This window comes from Proteus sp. PR00224, from assembly GCF_016238105.1.
GTDB lineage: Bacteria > Pseudomonadota > Gammaproteobacteria > Enterobacterales > Enterobacteriaceae > Proteus.
Window position 1 is genome coordinate 15216 of sequence record NZ_JAEHQU010000002.1, and the last position, 18133, is coordinate 33348.

Consider the following 18133-nt stretch of genomic DNA (forward strand, 5'->3'; position numbering starts at 1 on the left):
CCCAATATTTAAAACACTTAATCTCATTACCTTCTATTTATTGGTAGTTTATCACTAAGGTAATACGATGACAGTTCTTCCTATTTATTATGTTAATGCTTTTTCCTCTCTGCCTTTTTCAGGAAATCCCGCAGCTGTCGTTTTGTTAGAAGAGTGGTTGCCTGATGACACCTTAATTACACTTGCTAGTGAGATTAATTTACCTGAAACCGCTTTTTTAGTTGGTGATCATATTCGTTGGTTTACACCTAAAATTGAAGTTCCTCTTTGTGGACACGCAACATTAGCCACAGCTTTTGTACTAAAAACGATAAAACAGTCTCCTAATAAGCTCTTTAAATTCCAATCTCTTTCAGGTGAGCTCACTATTTCTTGCCAAGGATCTCTCTTTACACTTAATTTTCCAGCTATACCCGCGACATTAAATAACGATATAAAATCAGCGCTTGAAGAAAAATTAGCATTACAAATAGATGAAGTTTGGCAAGCGCGTGATCGTTATGTTTGCTTTTTATCTGATCCAGAAACTGTCATTAACTACCAACCGGATTTCACTCAAATCGCACAGTTGCCTTTACCTGGCGTTATTATCACAGCTAAAGGTCATGCTCCTTTTGACTTTATTTCTCGCTTCTTTGCGCCCGTAAAAGGCGTGAATGAAGATCCTGTTACAGGCACATCGCATTGTGTATTAGCCCCAATTTGGGGTAATAAACTCAATAAAACACAGTTACAAGCAAGACAAGTTTCAAAACGAGGTGGAAATATCGACTGTGAATTAAAAGATAATCGCGTTTTACTAACAGGAGATGCTGCACTCTTTTTAACTGGCGAAATAACCTTTTAATTACAGACGGCATAATCAGCCATTCATCTACTTTGCTTTCAATTTACTCTATTTTATACTGTGGGGAATTTCTCCCCTATAGTATAAAAGAAGAAGGCTTTATTGTTATGTCCATCTCTGACTTATCTCCTGAGCTACAAGATAAAATTAAAAATTCAGTCACCCGTGTATCTAAAGTCATATTCCCCACCACGACTAATCATCACTCAACACTCTTTGGTGGCACTGCATTAGCTTGGATGGACGAAGTTTCATTTATTACCGCCACTCGCTTTAGCCGTAAACGCCTAGTGACGGTTTCAACTGAAAAAATAAATTTTAATCACCCTATTCCATCGGGTACGATTATTGAATTAGTGGGTGAAGTTATTCGTGTTGGACGTACAAGTTTGACGGTAAATGTTTCTATTTTTCTTGAAGATATGTACGCAGAAGGCCGTGAAGAAGTGATCCATGGTCAGTTTAATTTCGTTGCGGTTGATCATGACGGTAAACCAACGCCATTATTCGATAAATAGCATCTTATAGAGAGATTTATCATACTTTTTATCTCTCTTAATTAAAAACTGCATTATTTTATAATGTGATTTATTATTTTGAATAATAACAAAGAGTAAGAACATTAATTTAAATGGATATTTTTCAATCAACATAAAATATCCAATAAAATCAATAGATAATAAGATTACTAACATGTAAGACAAGAGTTATCCACAGTTAATGTGGATAACTGATTAAGTTCAAAAATCAGAGAACACAGATTTTTGTTACTGCAAACTCAATCTGACAAATAGTCAGTTTCCTTCCTACAGTTGCACTTTCAGCAATAACAATATCCGTAGATTGTGAATACTGTCGCCCCACTTCAAGCGCTAACTCAATAGTGGGCTCAATTAGTAATATCACCCCAATCTGTTCAATATCAACAGGAAAGTCTGCAAGTGATCTAAGTTGCACCACTTGTTTTATCTTACTTTTAGCAATCTCTTGTGCTTTTTCTGTTGCGGCCTGATTAACTCTTGTTTGTTTTTCAAAAGCGCCACCACCCGAATGAAGAAAGATCATAATTTGCTCATTATAGAAAACAAAGGCTGTTACCTTTATTATTCAAATCCAAGCCATAAAAGCTAGCAGATAGATAAAAAAGAAACAGCCTTATCTCTATTTTTTCATTCTATTGAGCACAATATAAAAGTGCTTTACCAACCATAAGAAACACCTCCGCCGACAACACCGCGATCTTCTGTATTCCATGAAGCAGAGACACGAATAATGGCACTTTCTGTTATTTGATACTGAGCACCTGTTGCAAGGGCATTAGCATCGCGATAATTACCCACTCCCACACCTAAACTAAAAGTATGATTAGTCACATAAGGAATATTGGCCATTGCCGCAACAGAGGCAATACCTGCACTTGCCCTTTTGTCAGCTTTATCTATTTTGTTATCCATATTATTGAGCGCAACATCATTATCAATAAAGATATTCTTAATCTTATTGTTGGTATATTCATTCGCAATAGAAATAGAGTCTTTTTTTGACGAATCAATGTATTCTCTTAGGGACTCATCTCTTTCATTGATAACAGTATTGGTGATATTGATATATTCATTTCCTTTTTGAGTAATATATTTTTCACGCTCTTTTGTAATTTTTTCGTTATTTCTATTTATTGCACCCTCAATACCTGTGGAAATTTTACTGATTTCTATATCAGTATAATTATTGGCATTTTTTTCAGATTTTATAACTCGCCCTTCTGTCAATGATGTTATTTCATCTCGGGTATTCTTGATATGTTCTACTGTTTTTTCATGATGTTCATTGACTTTAAAATCAGTGTATCCTTTACCACTATTCTCAACTTCAACAATTCTATTATTGGTATATTCTTTAATATTATTTTCAGATTTGGTAATTTTATCATTGGTGTTTTTCTCAATATTACCTTTCATTTCATCCACTCGATTATTAGTATAATCTTCAACGCCTGATTTTATTTCAGCATATTTATTTTCACTATAGATATGAAATTCGTTTTTTGCTTCATTGATATAATTAATCGTATTCTCTTGATGTTTTTCTATTTTACTATCAGTATATTGATTTGCTTTCTTCTCTGCACTATTGGCTAATTCATTTGCTTTTGTTTCACTTCTTTTTAGCACCTCCTCATTTGCTTTAGTAATATCGCCTTTTATTATTTTATTATTATCATTTATTTGATTATTTGTCTCTTTAAGAATGCGATCTTTTTCTTGCTCAATTCTATTATAAATATTCTGGTTATTGTCATTAATACGCTTATCTGCCTCAATAAGAATATTATCTTTTTCTTTTCTTAATTGAGAAACATTAACAGCATCGTTATCTTCTGTACCTGCTGCGACATTAATAATTTGTCGCTGATTTTTATCACTACCGATTGATAATGTATTATTGCGATTATTACTACTGTTATCGCCTAATATAATTGCATTACTTGCTGATCCTGAAGATTTGCTACCAATAATAACTGAATTATCTGCATTATCAGAAAGGCGACTGCCACTACCTAAAATAACCCCATTTTCAGCATTATTTATTGCCCCTTTCCCTATACTAATTGAATCTTTATTTTCACTATAAGCTTGAGAGCCAATAGAAAGAGAACCGTCACCGATTGCCATTGCACCACTTCCCAATGACATCGCATTATCTCCTATTGCTGTACTTTTATGGCCTATTGCCGTTGCATTTTTACCTTCTGCTCCCGCGTTAGCACCAATTGCGGTTGATTGGTCTGAATGAGCCCATGTATTATATCCAACCGCGGTCGATTCATTACCATCTGCTTTACTATTTCCACCTAATAACGTGGTATTATTGGCATAGGAAGAAGTAGATGAAAATAATATAATAACTAATAGTTTTATCTTAAAATTTATATTACAAACCATACCTATATCACTCCAAAATTAATAAACTCACATATAGAGTAATATGTATTTTATTTTTTACACATTATATATCTTATAAAACAACTTAATAACTCTTGACGATTCTATTAAATATAAATAGTAACATCATTAGATGATTTTAAATTTAATAAAAAAACAAATAACTAATTTTTATTTTTAAAATAAAATCAACCACTAAAGAAAAATCATAAATAATAAAAAATAAAAAATAAACATGAAAAATTAAAATAATAAGTATTTTAATGAAATTAAAATATTTTGGAATTTGAGATAGAGATCAAATAAAAAAACAACATTATTTTTTATCTTTTAGTGATATGATTAATTTATATTAAAATAGTATCTAAGTAAAAATCCCTAAACGTGGTTACGTTTAGGGATTTTGTTTTACTCAATAAATTTCGCTTCTGCAATTAATAATTTATCAATTGATGATTGGCATAAATAAGGCCTCAGAGCATCAAATTTCTTTTCTGACCATTGGTAAATCTTTAAAGATAAAAGTTGCTCAATAACTTTTGGCTCAAAACGATATTTAAGGTGTCGTGCGGGTGTTCCTCCAACAATGCTATAAGGTTCAACATCTTTGGAAACAACGCTATTAGCCGCAACAATAGCACCTTCTCCAACCGTCACACCAGGCATTATCATTGCACGCATTCCTATCCATGCACCATCATGAATATGAGTATCACCTTTACCAATATATGCCTCTTCAATTTTATCCATAAAAGGATAAAGAGAGAACCAATCCATACGATGTGTATGGTTTCCTCCCATTAATATGACGGCTTGCGCACCAATGCAGACATAATCGCCAACATATAATTTATCAATTTCCCACAATGGCTCCCATTGCAGACTAGCTTCATCACCATAAAGATAGCGAACAACAGAGGTCTCAAAACCCTCATCCCAACAATCACTGTAATAGCTGTGTTGTCCTTTGATGATAATATTTTTATTTTTAACCGTTTCGTGTAGATATTCTACACGCGACCAATGTTTATTTTTCATAATATGACTCGCAATAAATTAATGAGTCATCAAAGAATGCTTAATTCTCTGATGATGTGTTCGCATTCAAAACACATCGTCTTAAGCAATCCTTGGTTGAAGCAATAAGGGATTTTTTTTCATCTTATTTACGACCAATTATTACAACGCAATTCAATTATGCTTGCTGTTTATGCGCATCATCATAACGGTTATTAAAGAAAAAGCCACGGTTCCCCTGAATAACACCCTGTTATTCCCCATGGCTTGGTATCACTATTTAAAAAAGTCTTTGCTACCATGAGGCGCACAACGTAAATATTGAGGCGCCACTTTTATGGTTTGTTTGAGTTTTTCCGCCGCATGCCAAGGCCAACGAGGATCATAAAGAATACCTCGGCCTAAAGCGATAAAATCAGCCTGCTCTGTAAGTAAAATGGCTTCGGCTTGTTCTGGCTCAGTAATTAGACCAACAGTAATAACAGGTAGTTGCGTTTCATTATAAATTGCTTGAGCAAATGGTACTTGATAATTAGGACCTAGTTTAATTTCTTGTTTTTCTGATAATCCACCAGAAGAAACATGAATATAATGGCAACCTAATTCTTCAAGATGTTGTGTTAACGCAATCGCACTTTCTAAGTCCCAACCGCCTTCAACCCAATCTGTCGCAGAAATTCTGACACCAACACAAACATTATCAGAAACTGCATTTTTCACGGCGACAAAGACATCCACTAATAACCGACTACGATTATTAAAATCGCCACCGTATTGATCCATTCTGTGATTTGATAATGGAGATAAGAATTCATGCAATAAATATCCATGAGCACCGTGGATCTCAATTACATCAAATCCTGCTGACTCCGCTCTTCTCGCAGCATCAACAAAAGCTTGTTTTATTTCTTCAATTTCATCAATAGCCAAAGCATGAGGCTGATGATTCTTTCCAAAAGGAATTTCTGAAGGTGCAACTTTCTGCCATCCATTAGGAGAATCTGGCGCTAATGACGCTCCGCCATTCCAAGGTACATCGGTCGATGCTTTACGTCCTGCATGTGCAATCTGTATACCAATTTTTGCAGATGAATATTGCTTAACATTATCAACAAGTTTTTTTAATTCACTGCCATGTTGATCCGACCAAATACCTAAATCTTTATAACTAATACGACCTCTAGGCTCAACCGCTGTTGCTTCAACAATCACTAGCGAAGCACCTGATAATGCTAGCTGCCCGTAATGTATCGTGTGCCATGCTGTCGGGTAACCTTCTTGTGCTGAATATTGGCACATAGGTGCAACGATAATACGGTTATCTAACTGATGGGGGCCTAGTTTTTTAGGGGAGAACAACAAACTCATTTAAAGCCTCCTGCTATCAATAAGAATTTATGCAAAGAAAAATATCTTCGCTTTTCGATATACCATTTAAATATACAAGTTTAAGGCTATCGGATCTTATTCATTTAGGCGATGGTTTACTTCACATTGTGAAAAACAAAAAGATCAGCATCAATTGCTGATCTCTTTTTTAATTAATCATTAGATTTGGCTGGTTTCACCAATAACAGTGAAAAGCGTCTTGCGATCGGCAAGACGAATAAAACAGTAGGAAAAGCAATCATCCAAGAGATCCCCCAAGAAGTTAACCACGGGGAGATAACGTATGTTCCCATTCCTAACGATTTGACGGTACTAATAAAAGCAACAATACCTGACATGATAAAAGAAAGGAAAAAGGGAACAAGAAAAATCATTGCTCGAGTAGGAAGTTTAGGAATACCTAAAAAGTAATTTTTGTCATGAAAAGACATAGATAAAGACTCCAATAATACGATTGTACAACAGCACATAACTGCCGATACAACAGGCTAAAAAAGTTATATGCGTTGATTAACGTAAACGCTTACGAGTCTTTTTGACCAAACTGAGAGCTAGTTTATTAATAAATATTTCTTTGTCAACTAAATTATTCTCATTATCATTTAGGTGATAATTGATAAAATTAAGATTAGTGAAAAATGAGAAAACACGATACGGTTTTCTCATCTTTTCCCTACCAATCTCGTGTTGCAATTAACTCTTCTATATCAGCATTCTCAAAACCGTATTCATCAGCGATAACGCAAAAATCCTCAGCAATACACTCTCTTGCTACTGTTTCAATTTCGCTATTTTCTTCATAAAACTCTTCCGCTAACTCATTAAATTGATCTGTTGTTTCTTGCGTTAGAATATAAAGTTCTGCCAAATTTTTAGGTGAAGTCGCTTCTATTTTTACACAAAGTGCTTTTAGTAAATCTTGCCCTTTCTTTACAAGGTGTGTTGGATAATAATTATCATTGTCCATTCCCTTTAAAAAATAATGTGCGGCAAGTACTTTATTTTTAATCATGAAAAATATCCTTATCTAAGTATTTATCTTAAGGTCATTAAAGTGCACTTATTATCTTAATTACGGGAAAGTATATTACGTTTATTAATTAAATGTCTCGCTTTTATTTCTATGAATTTATAGAATTCTGACCAGCAAACGGAAAATAGGCAATTAATTAAAATGGCTAAAAAAATACGATTTATATTTCTTTTTTTGACGATTGCACTGCTCTCTTTTTTGATCATTAATAAATATTTCCAAAACTCACCTTTAGCGACATGGTACTTCTATGGCAATAACGGTGAATATATTACAGGTCATTACTACCCATCAGCAGAAGATGATGCAACAGATGCCGTGATTTCCATTCCAGAAAAACCAACTAAAGAAGGTTTAACAATAACACATTGGGATACTTGCAGTATTGAACTGAACATTGATAATAAAACGCTTAATATTTCTTATTTTACTGATGGTCTTATTCAAGCCTCATTATCAACAAAAACCACACCTTATGTTGCATTAACTGAGCTGTATTTTTATCAACCTGATGATATGCATTGGTCGATAAATCGATTAGAGGATGGAACATACAAAGGTTGGATTTGGGATAATGTTGCAAATCAGCTTATTTCCTTTCGTTATCAGGAAGATAAAACAACAATTATTGATGGTACAAAATATACATTGATGCCAGAAAGTTATTGGCTATTTCAACGTTGGGCTAATGGCGTTTTGGTGGAAGAGTACACATTAGATGATTTACCAGCAAAAGATAACTTTATTCCTGATATAGATAAACAAAGACTGATTCAAGCAAAAGCAGAGCTTCAAACCACGGTGAATGAATTAGTGGCGCCATTAAATTTACCATTTAACTTAATGTTGTGGGATAACTCACTTTGTCAGTGATAACATCATGTGAAATGCTCCCAGAGGGTTGGGAGCATTTCTGACACAGAATGATTTAATTTATACTAAATAACACCATCTAATTTCATGTAAATTCCTTTTATTAAAAAATCAATTCCTTTCAAGTAGTTAATTTTTACTGCAAGAGTATAGATGAATAGAGTAAATAATTTAAATCTAATAAAAATATTGCACAACAGGGATATATTAAAACAGTTATCCAATTTCAATAAAAGAATAAGACATAAATTTAATAGTTATATTATTCAATAAAATTGATATTTTATATTTATATTGTTTTAAATATAAAAACTTATTTAGTCAATGTTAATTTTTAATAATCTTCTCTTTTAAACCTAAAGTATCTTAAATAAAGTATTTAAGTTACCTTAGCATAATAGAGTGAAGTATTTATTATTCACATTAGATTAATTATGCTAATTCTATCTAAAATAGATCTTTAAATTTAACATTAAATGCCTTAACGTGATAAATATGAAATAAATAGCATACTTATCTCAATCCATTCCTGAAAATTCTAGTCATTTATTTTTAGTAAACCGTATTAAATAAAAATTTATCTTACATTAAGAGTTCATTAATCAAACCTTGCTTTACATTTTATTATATTGCTCAATTTTTATTTGGCTCTTATACTTTCTTAAGACGATTTTAGGTAGGTATTATTATGAATATTTTATTAGTTGAAGACGATTTACAACTCGGTAAAGCGCTTTGTCGCGGGCTTGAAATTGCTGGTTTTCAACCATGTTGGGTCAGATTGCTTGCGGATGCTCGTGTTCAATTAAGTCAACGCCCTTTTGATTTAATGCTATTAGATTTAGGTCTACCTGATGGTGATGGGCAAGATGAGCTGATTGCACTTAGAAAAAGTGGCGAGAAAATTCCGATTATTATTTTAACTGCCCGCACTCAAATTGATAATTTAGTACAAACATTAGATTCAGGCGCAGATGATTTTTTACCAAAGCCTTTTGCTATGCCTGAACTTATTTCTCGCGTAAAAGCGGTTAGTCGTAGAATGGCCGGTTTTTCTTCACAAATATGGTCTATTGGCGATTTACAACTTAATCCAGCAAACCATCAAGTCACTTTAAATAACGAATTGCTTTTATTATCAGGTAAAGAATACCAACTATTATATGAATTAATGCGTAATACTGACAATGTGGTGCGTAAATCAGAGTTGGAACAGCGTTTATTTGGTTTAGACGATAAAATTGAGAGCAATTCCCTTGAAGTACATATGCATAATTTACGGAGAAAAATAGGCAAAGAACGTATTATCACGGTTCGTGGCGTAGGTTATTTATTAAAAAAAGAAACTAATTAAATGAAGATCCGCTCCTTCTTTATTTACACCATTGTCCTTCAGATTATCTCCATCGTTATGCTTTGGGGCGTTTGGTTAGCTTGGATACAATTTGATTATCTTGCTGAGTTCGAAAAAGTGTATAACAAACAGCAAGAAATTATTGCTGAGGGTTTTGCTAATACCTTAGAGATTGTTGCTGACCAGCCTGAAGTTCTCAAAGAAGTCGCTCATAATTTACAAGGCATGTATATCGACGCCATGCTTAATGGTGAAGATGATGAACTACAATATTTACCGTGGTTTATTGCCTTAGATGAAAATAATACTCTGATTTATACTAATCGTCCTGAGTTGCCTATCCCTACAAGAGTACTTTCATTAGCATCAGAAAAAGTGTCTGTCGCAGGTGAAAAGTGGATACTCTCTTTTAGCTGGGGAGAAAAACATAAAATAAAAGTGTTTATCGGTGAATCGGTTGAAGACAGAGGCCATGTTATTGGTAACCCTGTTGAAGGCACCTTTGTTCCTTTTCTATTTATTCTCGCAACTGTTATTTTTGCAATCTTAATTACTGCTTATTTTAGTTTACGCCCTTTAAGACAAGCAGCAGAACTTATTTCTAATCGTAAACCACGTAATTTAACGCCTATTAATGTCAGTCAGCAATTTAAAGAAATTCGCCCTATCTTTAAAGAGCTAAACCAATTAATGGCAAGAATTGACGCTGCTAATATTCGTGAAAAACAATTTATGGCCGATGCCGCCCATGAATTAAGAACACCAATAGCTGCGGTTATTGCTCAATTACACCTGCTTTCTTTAGTCGATGATCAGCAAGAGCGTGAAGAAATTATTGATGATATGAAACAATCTCTTGATAGAGCAGCAGCACTTTCTCATCAATTAATTGATCTGGCGCGATTAGAATGTGACGATTTCCCATTAAAAATAGAATCTATTGATATCTATAACGTCATTGGAAACGCAATAGCACAGCGCGTTCCTTATGCGATTACTAAAAATATTGAGTTATCACTTAATGAAGGCCAAAGTTTAACACTTAAAACAGATAAACAGGCTTTACTCTCTATATTTAATAATCTGCTTGATAATGCCATAAAATATTGCCCTGAAGGTAGCCAAGTTGAGGTAACTATTGAGAATCGATACGCCGAAGGGATACATGTTATCGTGCGTGACAATGGCCCTGGTGTCGCAAAAGAACATATTAATGTTCTATTTTCACGTTTTTATCGCGTTCCTGGCTCTAACGAAACAGGTAGCGGATTAGGTCTATCTATTGCACAAAATCTCGCTAATAAAATTCAAGCATCACTCATTGTTACTGAAGGACTGAATAATAAAGGAATTGGCTTTATTATTGTTCTACCTTTAGAAGCTAAATCATCAGAAAACGATTAATAAATAGATAGATAACCGATGTTCCAGAATAAAGGAGGTAATTATACCTCCTTTTATTTTATCGCGATGAGGCTCTAATGAGTGTTATCCCCAAAGATTAATTAACCAACGTAGACTTGCTGTCACTATTGCTGCACTAAGGACAATCATAATAAAGGGCTTTTTCTGCCAAGTAAGTACTCCCGCGACACCAACACCAATAATTTTTGAAATATCAGCAAGTTGGTCACCATCAAAAAATGTCGATGTCATCGCCACCGAAAACAGAATAACAATCGCAGATAATGAGAGGAGCTCTTTAACCCTCTCTGATACACCTGCTTTATTATTGAGCAATATTCCGGAAAGACGCATGGCGTATGTACCAACAGCAAGAATAATAATTCCTGTAATAATAGAAGCTGTGGACATTATATTTTCCTTATCACAAACAGTACGCCTAATAGCGATAATAAAACAGGTATTCCAGCAGGAAGGAATAATGTGGTTACGAGTGCAATAATGCTCCCTATGATTGCAGCATGACGTGTTAGTTTATTTTTTAATGCTGGCAAACTTAATGCGAGAATAATAGCTGGAAACATCGCATCCAGCCCTAGCATCTTTATATCTACGATAAATGACCCCAAGTAAACACCAAGCATGGTTCCCAAAGGCCAAACAAGTAAAATTCCTAACCCACAAGCCCAAAATGCTAATTTATTTTGTTCAGCGGTACGTTGAGATAAACCAAATACAACACTCTCATCATTTAATATATGAAAACCTAATAATGATTTAAGCCCTTTTCCTGGTAAATCCTTTACTGCCATGCTAAAAGGAATATGTCGTGCATTCACCATTAATCCTGCAAGAGCCGCATATATTGCACTTCCTCCCATTGCCACAACGCCAATAAAAAGAAATTCAGAAGCGCCCGCCAAAACAAAAATGGATAACACCAACGGCACCCAAAAATCAAAACCCTGTGTGTGAGCTAAAGCACCATAAGAGATACCGACAATACCGTCAGCTAATGAAACAAGCACAATATCTCTAAGTACGTTATTATCAAGACGACTGTTAATTTGCATAGAATATAGTATTTTTTATCGAACCATTCGTTCATTATGCTGAACGATTTATTTTTTTGCAAGATGATTTTTGAAGGAAGCTATGATGTCATCACCTTGTGCGCCTATTGAAATTATTTCTCAAGCACTAGCTAGAGAAAGAAAAAAAGCGGGTCTTTCACTTGCTGAAATAGCAAGACGAGCTGGTGTTGCAAAATCAACATTATCTCAATTAGAAGCGGGACAAGGAAATCCAAGTATTGAAACACTTTGGGCAATTTGTGTTGCGTTAAATATTCCTTTTTCTCAACTTATTTCAGCACCACAACCTGAAGTTAAGGTGATCCGTAAAGGTGATGGCTTTAAAATTAGTGCAGAAAAAGCGTACTATCATGCTTTTTTACTTTCATCCTGCCCTGTAGGCGCAAAGCGCGATATATACACCGTGATTGCACAACCTGGGAAAGATAGAGTCTCTGATCCTCACAGTAAAAATGTGACTGAACATATTATTATTATCAGTGGAAGCGCAATGGTAGGTACTTTAGATAATCAACAAGAATTACAACCCGGTGATTATATTTGCTATCCCGGTGACGTCACTCATGTATTACGAGCTTTAGAGCCAGATACAACTGCCGTCATGATTATTGAGCATCATAATTAACATAGTAAAACGAATTAACATAGTAAATGGTAAATTTACCGCACTGCTATATAGCAATAAAAATCTGAAAGCAGTGCGATAAATTCGATAGAGAATGTCTGTCTAGACAATTATTTTTTAAGTGCTTTATCAAGGTAAATCTCTCGTAATCGTTGAGATAAATGCCCAACGGCTCCCTGATTTATATCTTCATTGTCGATTGAAATAACTGGCCAAATTAATGTAGTCGCAGAGCTAATAAAAGCTTCTTTTGCTTTTTTCGCTTCATCAAGTGTAAATCGACGTTCTGTTATTTTAAGCCCTTCTTCTTGCGCCAATTGAATAATCGCTTGGCGTGTGATACCAGGTAAAATATCCTGACTTAGCGGCCGTGTAATAATTTCATTATCACGATTAACAATAAAAAAGTTACTTGAACTGCCTTCTGTTATATAGCCATCTTTAATTAAAATAGCATCGTCAGCACCTTGTTGATGTGCATAGTTTTTTGCTAAACACGCCGCTAATAATGCCACTGTTTTAATATCGCAACGTTGCCAACGAATATCTTCAACACTGATTACTGAAATCCCTTTTTTTGCATTAGGATGATTAACAACTGTTGAATGTTGTACAAAAGCAACTATTGTGGAAGGAACAGATGAAGATGGAAAATCAAAAAAACGAGAGGAATCAGTACCTCGTGTTATTTGTAAATAAATAAGCCCTTCATGAAGATTATTCTTTTCGATAAGTTGATGATGAACATCAATTAGCAACTCTTTGGTAATAGGAAGCGATAAACCTAATTCTTTGCATGAACGCTGTAAGCGTTGAAAATGCCCATTAAAGTCAATGAGCTGACCATCAATAACAGCAGTAACTTCATAAACGGCATCTGCAAATAAAAAACCACGGTCAAAAACAGATATTTTAGCCTGCTCTTTAGGTACAAAGTGACTGTCTAAATACACGATATCAGACATTTTACCTCCGTTATAAATTTTATTAACAATCTATCTCAATTCACTACCTTACTCCTTCAATTTTCTATTTTAAAGATGCTCCCCTCATCCTTACCTCTTTTTAATTATAGTTTTATGTAACTAAGTCATGTTATATAAGCAAAAATTGCTATAATTTAACTTATGTATCAAATATAAGGATAAGAGGTGGCTATGTTAGATATTAATAAAAATAATTTATCTCAGCTAACAGAGAAACTGGTTAAAAAACAATGTACTTTAATGACTGTTATTGCCACATTGGGCTTTATTGCAGGTTTTATCTGTATAATTAACCCTCTTTCTTCTGGCATTGTTATCAGTGTATTACTCGGTGTTGTATTTTTTGCCTGTGCGATATCCAGCATTATTGGTGGTTTTAATGCTCAAGTTTCTTCTGGTTGGTCAATGTTGATTACGTTATTAACGGGTTTTATTTATCTTCTGCTTGGCTATATTTTTGTCACTGATCCACTAAAAGGTATGCTTAGTCTCGCCTTTTTTATCGGCTTCCTATTTATTTTTGCGGGTATACTGCGTCTAAATATAGGCTTTAAACAAATCAAAGATAATTTTTATGGCTGGTTTAATATCTTGGTTGGATTTTTAGATTTAGTAATTGCCTATTTCTTAATTGCTTTTGGCCCTGAAACCTCAGTCGCACTCGTCATGGCGTTAATTGGTATACAACTTATTTTAAGTTCTATCACCATTTTATCGATAATAAATGCGATAAAACGAATGACTCACTAATTGACTATTTAGTGATAATAATCTTATTGATGAAACATAGACAAAGAGCCACGCAAGGTGGCTCTTAAGTATAAAGCAAAATAGATTTGTATTAAGCACAAGGTAAGCGCAGAGATACCGTATACATATTTTCTCCGCAAAGGTAACAATTTCCTGTTTTTTCAAATACCATCACTTGGATACCAAGTTGCCCTACTTCAATATTAGGCAATGCATCAGCCAAAATACTCTCTAACGCAGGCTCAACGATCTCAACCATATTAATAGGATCGTTATTAGGTGTTGTATCGTGTAAGAAATTACCTAAACGAGGATCATCAGCGTAGATTTCTAATGTTGAGCGATATACCAACGTTCTTTCACTACTATTTACCTTAGAATAACCATTAAAAATGATAACCATTTTTTGGATATTCATTTTCGCTACACGATTTTTAATTTGTAAACATAAAGAAGGAACAAGTCTAATATTGACAGAATTAAAGTAGCGATCGCAAATCTGAGGAATAGTGACACTAATACAAGGCTTGGGCGCAATATTTTTAATTTGCTTACTGCATTCCCCAGTTAAAGAGTTATCAACAATAATACGCTCACGTCGAGAAAAACAGATATTATCGAAGATATCAACAGTGAAGAAAGAAATGTAATGAATGCCATTTGTTAATGACTGGTTCTCTAATCTCACAGAAACGGCTGATTTATCAGTACATGGCAACATCTTAAGTTGATCATTAAAATAAAACCCAACTTGGGTGCTTTCACTAATATCACGACCTAAAATAAGATTAGCGTTAACGCAATAGTTCTCACTATGATAGCTGAGAATACCATTTAATGTTGCAGGCACTTTAGGAGAAGGTAATTTCTCCGTTGTCATTTCAACATAATAATCTCTGGATTTAATTGGCTTATCTAGATCTTCACTATTTTCAGTTTCGGCATGAAATATAGCGACTTGTTTCGGTTCACTCTTTTTAAATTTGACTTTAAAATTCGCAATACCGTATTTATTCGTTTTGCCAATATTAATTTTCTCGCCATCAGAATTATAGATTTCTGGCTCAACAGCCAATGTACTATTCTCTACATCGTAAGTTAATTTAACCTCTTTATTTTGAACATCTTCACCTTCTTTATCTTGAAGATGTACCACAAAACTTTTAGAAACACTCTCCCACTGACTTGGCCATTGCATAGATTCTGAACGTATTGTCAACAAGTCATCAAATTGTTCACAATTACTCGATGAACAGTCAGTGTTAGGATTGGTTTTAGGTGGGGTAACACGAATTTGTATTGGTGTGGCGTAATAAACAATATTCTCATTATCCTCATCTTTTAAGATCAATTGTAATGACGCCACACCACTGCGATTACCCGTTAAAGAGATTTCTGTTTTGCTGTTATCCACTATTGTGATGTAGACATCTTTGTTGTTTGGTAAAATTAAAATACCTTTCGGACTTGTGCGCCATTCAGCCAAACGTAGATTAATCCCCGTTACACTAACTTCATATTTGATAACTCGATTCAGTTTTACTTCGTTATCAGGCTCATCAGGAGATGATTTTATCTGATTGAATTTAATATCCACATCAGCATCAATAACGGCTTGAGCATGGGCACCATAAACAGGTGGTGTTAGTGCTATTGCACTTTTCTCACCTTGTAAAATTTTTTGTAAACGTTCTTCTTTTGTTTCGATATTCATTGAGTGATTTCCTTTCTTTTTCCGATTCCATTTTTAGCTTAAAGCAAAAAATTTGAGTGAAAATCACAATAGAAAAAAGTCAACTAAGCATTGTTGTTAGATGAAAGTAAAAAAGAGAAAATAAACAATAAGATAAAGAAAGTTTTCAATAGAAAACCCTCTACTTGATCGATAAAAAACATCTTTAAAATAAAAAATAATTTAAATTTTAAAATATTTTTGCATAAAGCTATTGACTGTTATGGAAATGTGATTAAAATCAATCTTAGAAAATATTTGTGACATGAATCACATTTTATTAATAGGACACTTAATATGAAATCAATGACTTCTTTTATTACTAACCTGCACCAAGTTGTTGTAAAATTATCATCAACTCGTTTACTGTAATTATTTGATTTAAAAATAAAATACAGCATAAAGCCAGAAATAGCACCCTCATCGCACAAAAGACTATTTCTGGCTTTTATTCACTCTGCTACGCTTAATTATCATCTCGTTTACCCTCACATTTGTCGTAACAAAAAATTCACCTTCTTGAACTAAGCTCTCGTTTCTATACTCTTAATATACGACCCACATTAACTATGAGGATATTTTATGCAGCAGCAACTGCTTACATGGATACGTCAATTCAATGAGGAGTATGCCCAACTCGCTTCTCTCCTACTCGTTTTAGCCATTATTTTTCTTGTCGCAATCATTCTTCATTTTATTTTGCACAAGTTGGTCTTACCTAAAATTTCCAAAGCCATAAGTCAGTACGATCAGAAATGGCAACTTTCTCTAGAAATAAATAAACTATTTAGTCGTTTTGCGTTTTTAATCCAAGGCGTTGTTGTTAATATCCAAGCGCTGGTGTGGATGGGATCAGGTAAAACACAAGAGATCCTCACCACCAGCGCCCAAGCGTGGTGCTTAATTTTTGGCTTGTTAATGCTTTTCTCTATTATGGATCTCTGTATGCAGATCATGAGAAATTCATCCTCATTTGGCCGATTACCATTAAAAGGTATTTTTCAAAGCTTAAAACTCGCCGCCTCTGTGCTGATTGGGATAATGATTATTTCCCTACTTATTGGCAAATCACCTCTTATTTTACTCAGTGGTTTAGGCGCCATGACGGCTGTATTAATGTTGGTGTTTAAAGATCCTATTATGGGATTAGTCGCTGGTATTCAATTATCTGCAAACAACATGATAAGCCTTGGTGATTGGTTAGAAATGCCTAAATATGGTGCTGATGGCGCCGTTATTGATATTAGTTTAACAACGGTTAAAGTGCGTAATTGGGATAATACAGTTACAACTATTCCAACTTATTCTCTAATTTCAGACTCCTTTAAAAACTGGCAAGCAATGACAAAATCAGGAGGACGTCGTATTAAACGAAGTCTTGCTCTTGATATTAACAGCATCCATTTTTTAGATAAAAAGCAACTTGATGATCTAGAAAAGGCCCACTTGTTGACTCCTTATATAAAAAATAAGGAAAGTGAAATTAATCAATTCAATGCAACCTTGGGCAATGAATATCAAACACCATTAAACCAACGTGGCATGACCAATATTGGAACCTTCCGTGCGTATGTTGAAGCTTATTTAAAAAACCATCCTAATGTTCATAAGCAAATGACAATTATGGTAAGGCAATTAGCCCCAACCTCGGATGGGCTTCCCATTGAAATTTACGCTTTTACGAACACCACCGTTTGGGTTCAATACGAGGCGATTCAATCAGATATCTTTGATCATATCTTTGCTATTTTGCCTCAATTTGGCTTAAGAGTTCACCAATCTCCAACCGGAAATGATGTAAGAGCACTCAGATTACCTGTCGAAAATAATCCGCAATAAATCATTTTTGTATAAAGTAAAAAAGGAGAATTATTCTTCTTTTTTACTTTTCTTATTAACAAATATTTTTAATCTCTTATTTTGTTATCATGTTAACAATCTTGTTTTTCTATATATTAATAATAATCGTTATATTATTTTTTATACACCGATTGATTGTTTAATCCTATTTATTTGATATTTCATTTACCACTAAAGTGGTATTTATCAAAAAATGTAACCATTTGTTTAATAATTATTTTTTTATA

18 protein-coding genes are annotated in these 18133 nt (G+C 34.0%); 8 read left to right on the forward strand and 10 right to left on the reverse strand.

Features of this window, described 5'->3' with window-relative positions; genetic code table 11:
• Positions 1 to 67 precede the first annotated feature (67 nt).
• Positions 68 to 847 (forward strand): PhzF family phenazine biosynthesis protein, encoded by a 780-nt coding sequence (locus JEP71_RS03440; RefSeq protein WP_198619812.1) that lies wholly within the window; start codon positions 68 to 70, stop codon positions 845 to 847.
• 107 nt (positions 848 to 954) lie between these two features.
• Positions 955 to 1365, forward strand: coding sequence for an acyl-CoA thioesterase (locus JEP71_RS03445; RefSeq protein ID WP_023581781.1), 411 nt, complete (start codon positions 955 to 957; stop codon positions 1363 to 1365).
• 229 nt (positions 1366 to 1594) lie between these two features.
• On the opposite strand, the gene JEP71_RS03450 is transcribed toward JEP71_RS03445, so the two are convergent.
• The 6 genes from JEP71_RS03450 to JEP71_RS03475 all read right to left on the reverse strand — a co-directional run bounded on the left by JEP71_RS03450 (position 1595) and on the right by JEP71_RS03475 (position 7207).
• Positions 1595 to 1912 (reverse strand): hypothetical protein, encoded by a 318-nt coding sequence (locus JEP71_RS03450; RefSeq protein ID WP_198619811.1) that lies wholly within the window; start codon positions 1910 to 1912, stop codon positions 1595 to 1597.
• Positions 1913 to 2046: 134 nt separating this feature from the next.
• The gene (locus tag JEP71_RS03455; protein WP_198625770.1) at positions 2047 to 3789 is read right to left on the reverse strand and encodes a YadA-like family protein; all 1743 of its coding nucleotides are present in this window, start codon (positions 3787 to 3789) and stop codon (positions 2047 to 2049) included.
• A gap of 408 nt (positions 3790 to 4197) precedes the next feature.
• A complete protein-coding gene (locus JEP71_RS03460; RefSeq protein ID WP_198619809.1) occupies positions 4198 to 4827 on the reverse strand; it encodes a CatB-related O-acetyltransferase in 630 nt (209 codons plus the stop codon).
• 255 nt (positions 4828 to 5082) lie between these two features.
• Positions 5083 to 6174 (reverse strand): NADH:flavin oxidoreductase/NADH oxidase, encoded by a 1092-nt coding sequence (locus tag JEP71_RS03465; RefSeq protein WP_198625771.1) that lies wholly within the window; start codon positions 6172 to 6174, stop codon positions 5083 to 5085.
• Positions 6175 to 6347: 173 nt separating this feature from the next.
• Complete coding sequence (locus JEP71_RS03470) at positions 6348 to 6626, reverse strand: DUF2798 domain-containing protein (RefSeq protein WP_109373827.1); 279 nt, start codon at positions 6624 to 6626, stop codon at positions 6348 to 6350.
• Positions 6627 to 6868: 242 nt separating this feature from the next.
• Positions 6869 to 7207 (reverse strand): DUF5713 family protein, encoded by a 339-nt coding sequence (locus JEP71_RS03475; protein ID WP_109373828.1) that lies wholly within the window; start codon positions 7205 to 7207, stop codon positions 6869 to 6871.
• Positions 7208 to 7369: 162 nt separating this feature from the next.
• Between JEP71_RS03475 and JEP71_RS03480 the strand changes: the two genes are divergently transcribed.
• The 3 genes from JEP71_RS03480 to JEP71_RS03490 all read left to right on the forward strand — a co-directional run bounded on the left by JEP71_RS03480 (position 7370) and on the right by JEP71_RS03490 (position 10859).
• On the forward strand, positions 7370 to 8101 hold the full coding sequence (locus JEP71_RS03480) for a hypothetical protein (protein ID WP_198625772.1): 732 nt from the start codon (positions 7370 to 7372) through the stop codon (positions 8099 to 8101).
• A 688-nt stretch (positions 8102 to 8789) separates the two neighbouring features.
• A complete protein-coding gene (locus tag JEP71_RS03485) occupies positions 8790 to 9455 on the forward strand; it encodes a response regulator (protein WP_198619805.1) in 666 nt (221 codons plus the stop codon).
• Positions 9456 to 10859: an ATP-binding protein gene (locus JEP71_RS03490; protein WP_198625773.1), complete on the forward strand. Its 1404-nt coding sequence runs from the start codon at positions 9456 to 9458 to the stop codon at positions 10857 to 10859. It abuts the gene before it with no gap.
• 84 nt (positions 10860 to 10943) lie between these two features.
• Here the strand turns inward: JEP71_RS03490 and JEP71_RS03495 are convergent, their stop codons facing one another.
• Both JEP71_RS03495 and JEP71_RS03500 read right to left on the reverse strand, forming a co-directional pair.
• Positions 10944 to 11273, reverse strand: coding sequence for an AzlD domain-containing protein (locus JEP71_RS03495; RefSeq protein WP_109373832.1), 330 nt, complete (start codon positions 11271 to 11273; stop codon positions 10944 to 10946).
• A complete protein-coding gene (locus JEP71_RS03500; RefSeq protein WP_109373833.1) occupies positions 11270 to 11932 on the reverse strand; it encodes an AzlC family ABC transporter permease in 663 nt (220 codons plus the stop codon). Before JEP71_RS03500 ends, JEP71_RS03495 begins: the two co-directional genes overlap by 4 nt.
• Positions 11933 to 12017: 85 nt before the next feature.
• Between JEP71_RS03500 and JEP71_RS03505 the strand changes: the two genes are divergently transcribed.
• Positions 12018 to 12578, forward strand: coding sequence for a helix-turn-helix domain-containing protein (locus JEP71_RS03505; protein WP_109373834.1), 561 nt, complete (start codon positions 12018 to 12020; stop codon positions 12576 to 12578).
• A 110-nt stretch (positions 12579 to 12688) separates the two neighbouring features.
• Here the strand turns inward: JEP71_RS03505 and JEP71_RS03510 are convergent, their stop codons facing one another.
• Entirely contained in the window at positions 12689 to 13543 is an 855-nt protein-coding gene (locus JEP71_RS03510) for a D-amino-acid transaminase (protein WP_198619803.1), read from the reverse strand.
• A gap of 192 nt (positions 13544 to 13735) precedes the next feature.
• Between JEP71_RS03510 and JEP71_RS03515 the strand changes: the two genes are divergently transcribed.
• Positions 13736 to 14314 carry an HdeD family acid-resistance protein gene (locus JEP71_RS03515; RefSeq protein WP_198619802.1) on the forward strand — a complete coding sequence of 193 codons (579 nt, stop codon included), beginning with the start codon at positions 13736 to 13738 and terminating at the stop codon, positions 14312 to 14314.
• Positions 14315 to 14405: 91 nt separating this feature from the next.
• On the opposite strand, the gene JEP71_RS03520 is transcribed toward JEP71_RS03515, so the two are convergent.
• Positions 14406 to 16028 (reverse strand): hypothetical protein, encoded by a 1623-nt coding sequence (locus tag JEP71_RS03520; protein ID WP_198625774.1) that lies wholly within the window; start codon positions 16026 to 16028, stop codon positions 14406 to 14408.
• 600 nt (positions 16029 to 16628) lie between these two features.
• On the opposite strand from JEP71_RS03520, the gene JEP71_RS03525 reads away from it, so the two are divergent.
• The gene (locus JEP71_RS03525; RefSeq protein WP_198619800.1) at positions 16629 to 17885 is read left to right on the forward strand and encodes a mechanosensitive ion channel family protein; all 1257 of its coding nucleotides are present in this window, start codon (positions 16629 to 16631) and stop codon (positions 17883 to 17885) included.
• Positions 17886 to 18133 lie beyond the last annotated feature (248 nt).

Coding starts and splice junctions, on each gene's coding strand:
- JEP71_RS03465 (WP_198625771.1), bottom strand. CDS start 6,174: ATGAGTTTGTTGTTCTCCCCTAAAAAACTAGGCCCCCATCAGTTAGAT.
- JEP71_RS03475 (WP_109373828.1), bottom strand. CDS start 7,207: ATGATTAAAAATAAAGTACTTGCCGCACATTATTTTTTAAAGGGAATG.
- JEP71_RS03450 (WP_198619811.1), bottom strand. CDS start 1,912: ATGATCTTTCTTCATTCGGGTGGTGGCGCTTTTGAAAAACAAACAAGA.
- JEP71_RS03500 (WP_109373833.1), bottom strand. CDS start 11,932: ATGCAAATTAACAGTCGTCTTGATAATAACGTACTTAGAGATATTGTG.
- JEP71_RS03480 (WP_198625772.1), top strand. CDS start 7,370: ATGGCTAAAAAAATACGATTTATATTTCTTTTTTTGACGATTGCACTG.
- JEP71_RS03455 (WP_198625770.1), bottom strand. CDS start 3,789: ATGGTTTGTAATATAAATTTTAAGATAAAACTATTAGTTATTATATTA.
- JEP71_RS03510 (WP_198619803.1), bottom strand. CDS start 13,543: ATGTCTGATATCGTGTATTTAGACAGTCACTTTGTACCTAAAGAGCAG.
- JEP71_RS03520 (WP_198625774.1), bottom strand. CDS start 16,028: ATGAATATCGAAACAAAAGAAGAACGTTTACAAAAAATTTTACAAGGT.
- JEP71_RS03470 (WP_109373827.1), bottom strand. CDS start 6,626: ATGTCTTTTCATGACAAAAATTACTTTTTAGGTATTCCTAAACTTCCT.
- JEP71_RS03490 (WP_198625773.1), top strand. CDS start 9,456: ATGAAGATCCGCTCCTTCTTTATTTACACCATTGTCCTTCAGATTATC.
- JEP71_RS03445 (WP_023581781.1), top strand. CDS start 955: ATGTCCATCTCTGACTTATCTCCTGAGCTACAAGATAAAATTAAAAAT.
- JEP71_RS03460 (WP_198619809.1), bottom strand. CDS start 4,827: ATGAAAAATAAACATTGGTCGCGTGTAGAATATCTACACGAAACGGTT.
- JEP71_RS03485 (WP_198619805.1), top strand. CDS start 8,790: ATGAATATTTTATTAGTTGAAGACGATTTACAACTCGGTAAAGCGCTT.
- JEP71_RS03525 (WP_198619800.1), top strand. CDS start 16,629: ATGCAGCAGCAACTGCTTACATGGATACGTCAATTCAATGAGGAGTAT.
- JEP71_RS03515 (WP_198619802.1), top strand. CDS start 13,736: ATGTTAGATATTAATAAAAATAATTTATCTCAGCTAACAGAGAAACTG.
- JEP71_RS03505 (WP_109373834.1), top strand. CDS start 12,018: ATGTCATCACCTTGTGCGCCTATTGAAATTATTTCTCAAGCACTAGCT.
- JEP71_RS03440 (WP_198619812.1), top strand. CDS start 68: ATGACAGTTCTTCCTATTTATTATGTTAATGCTTTTTCCTCTCTGCCT.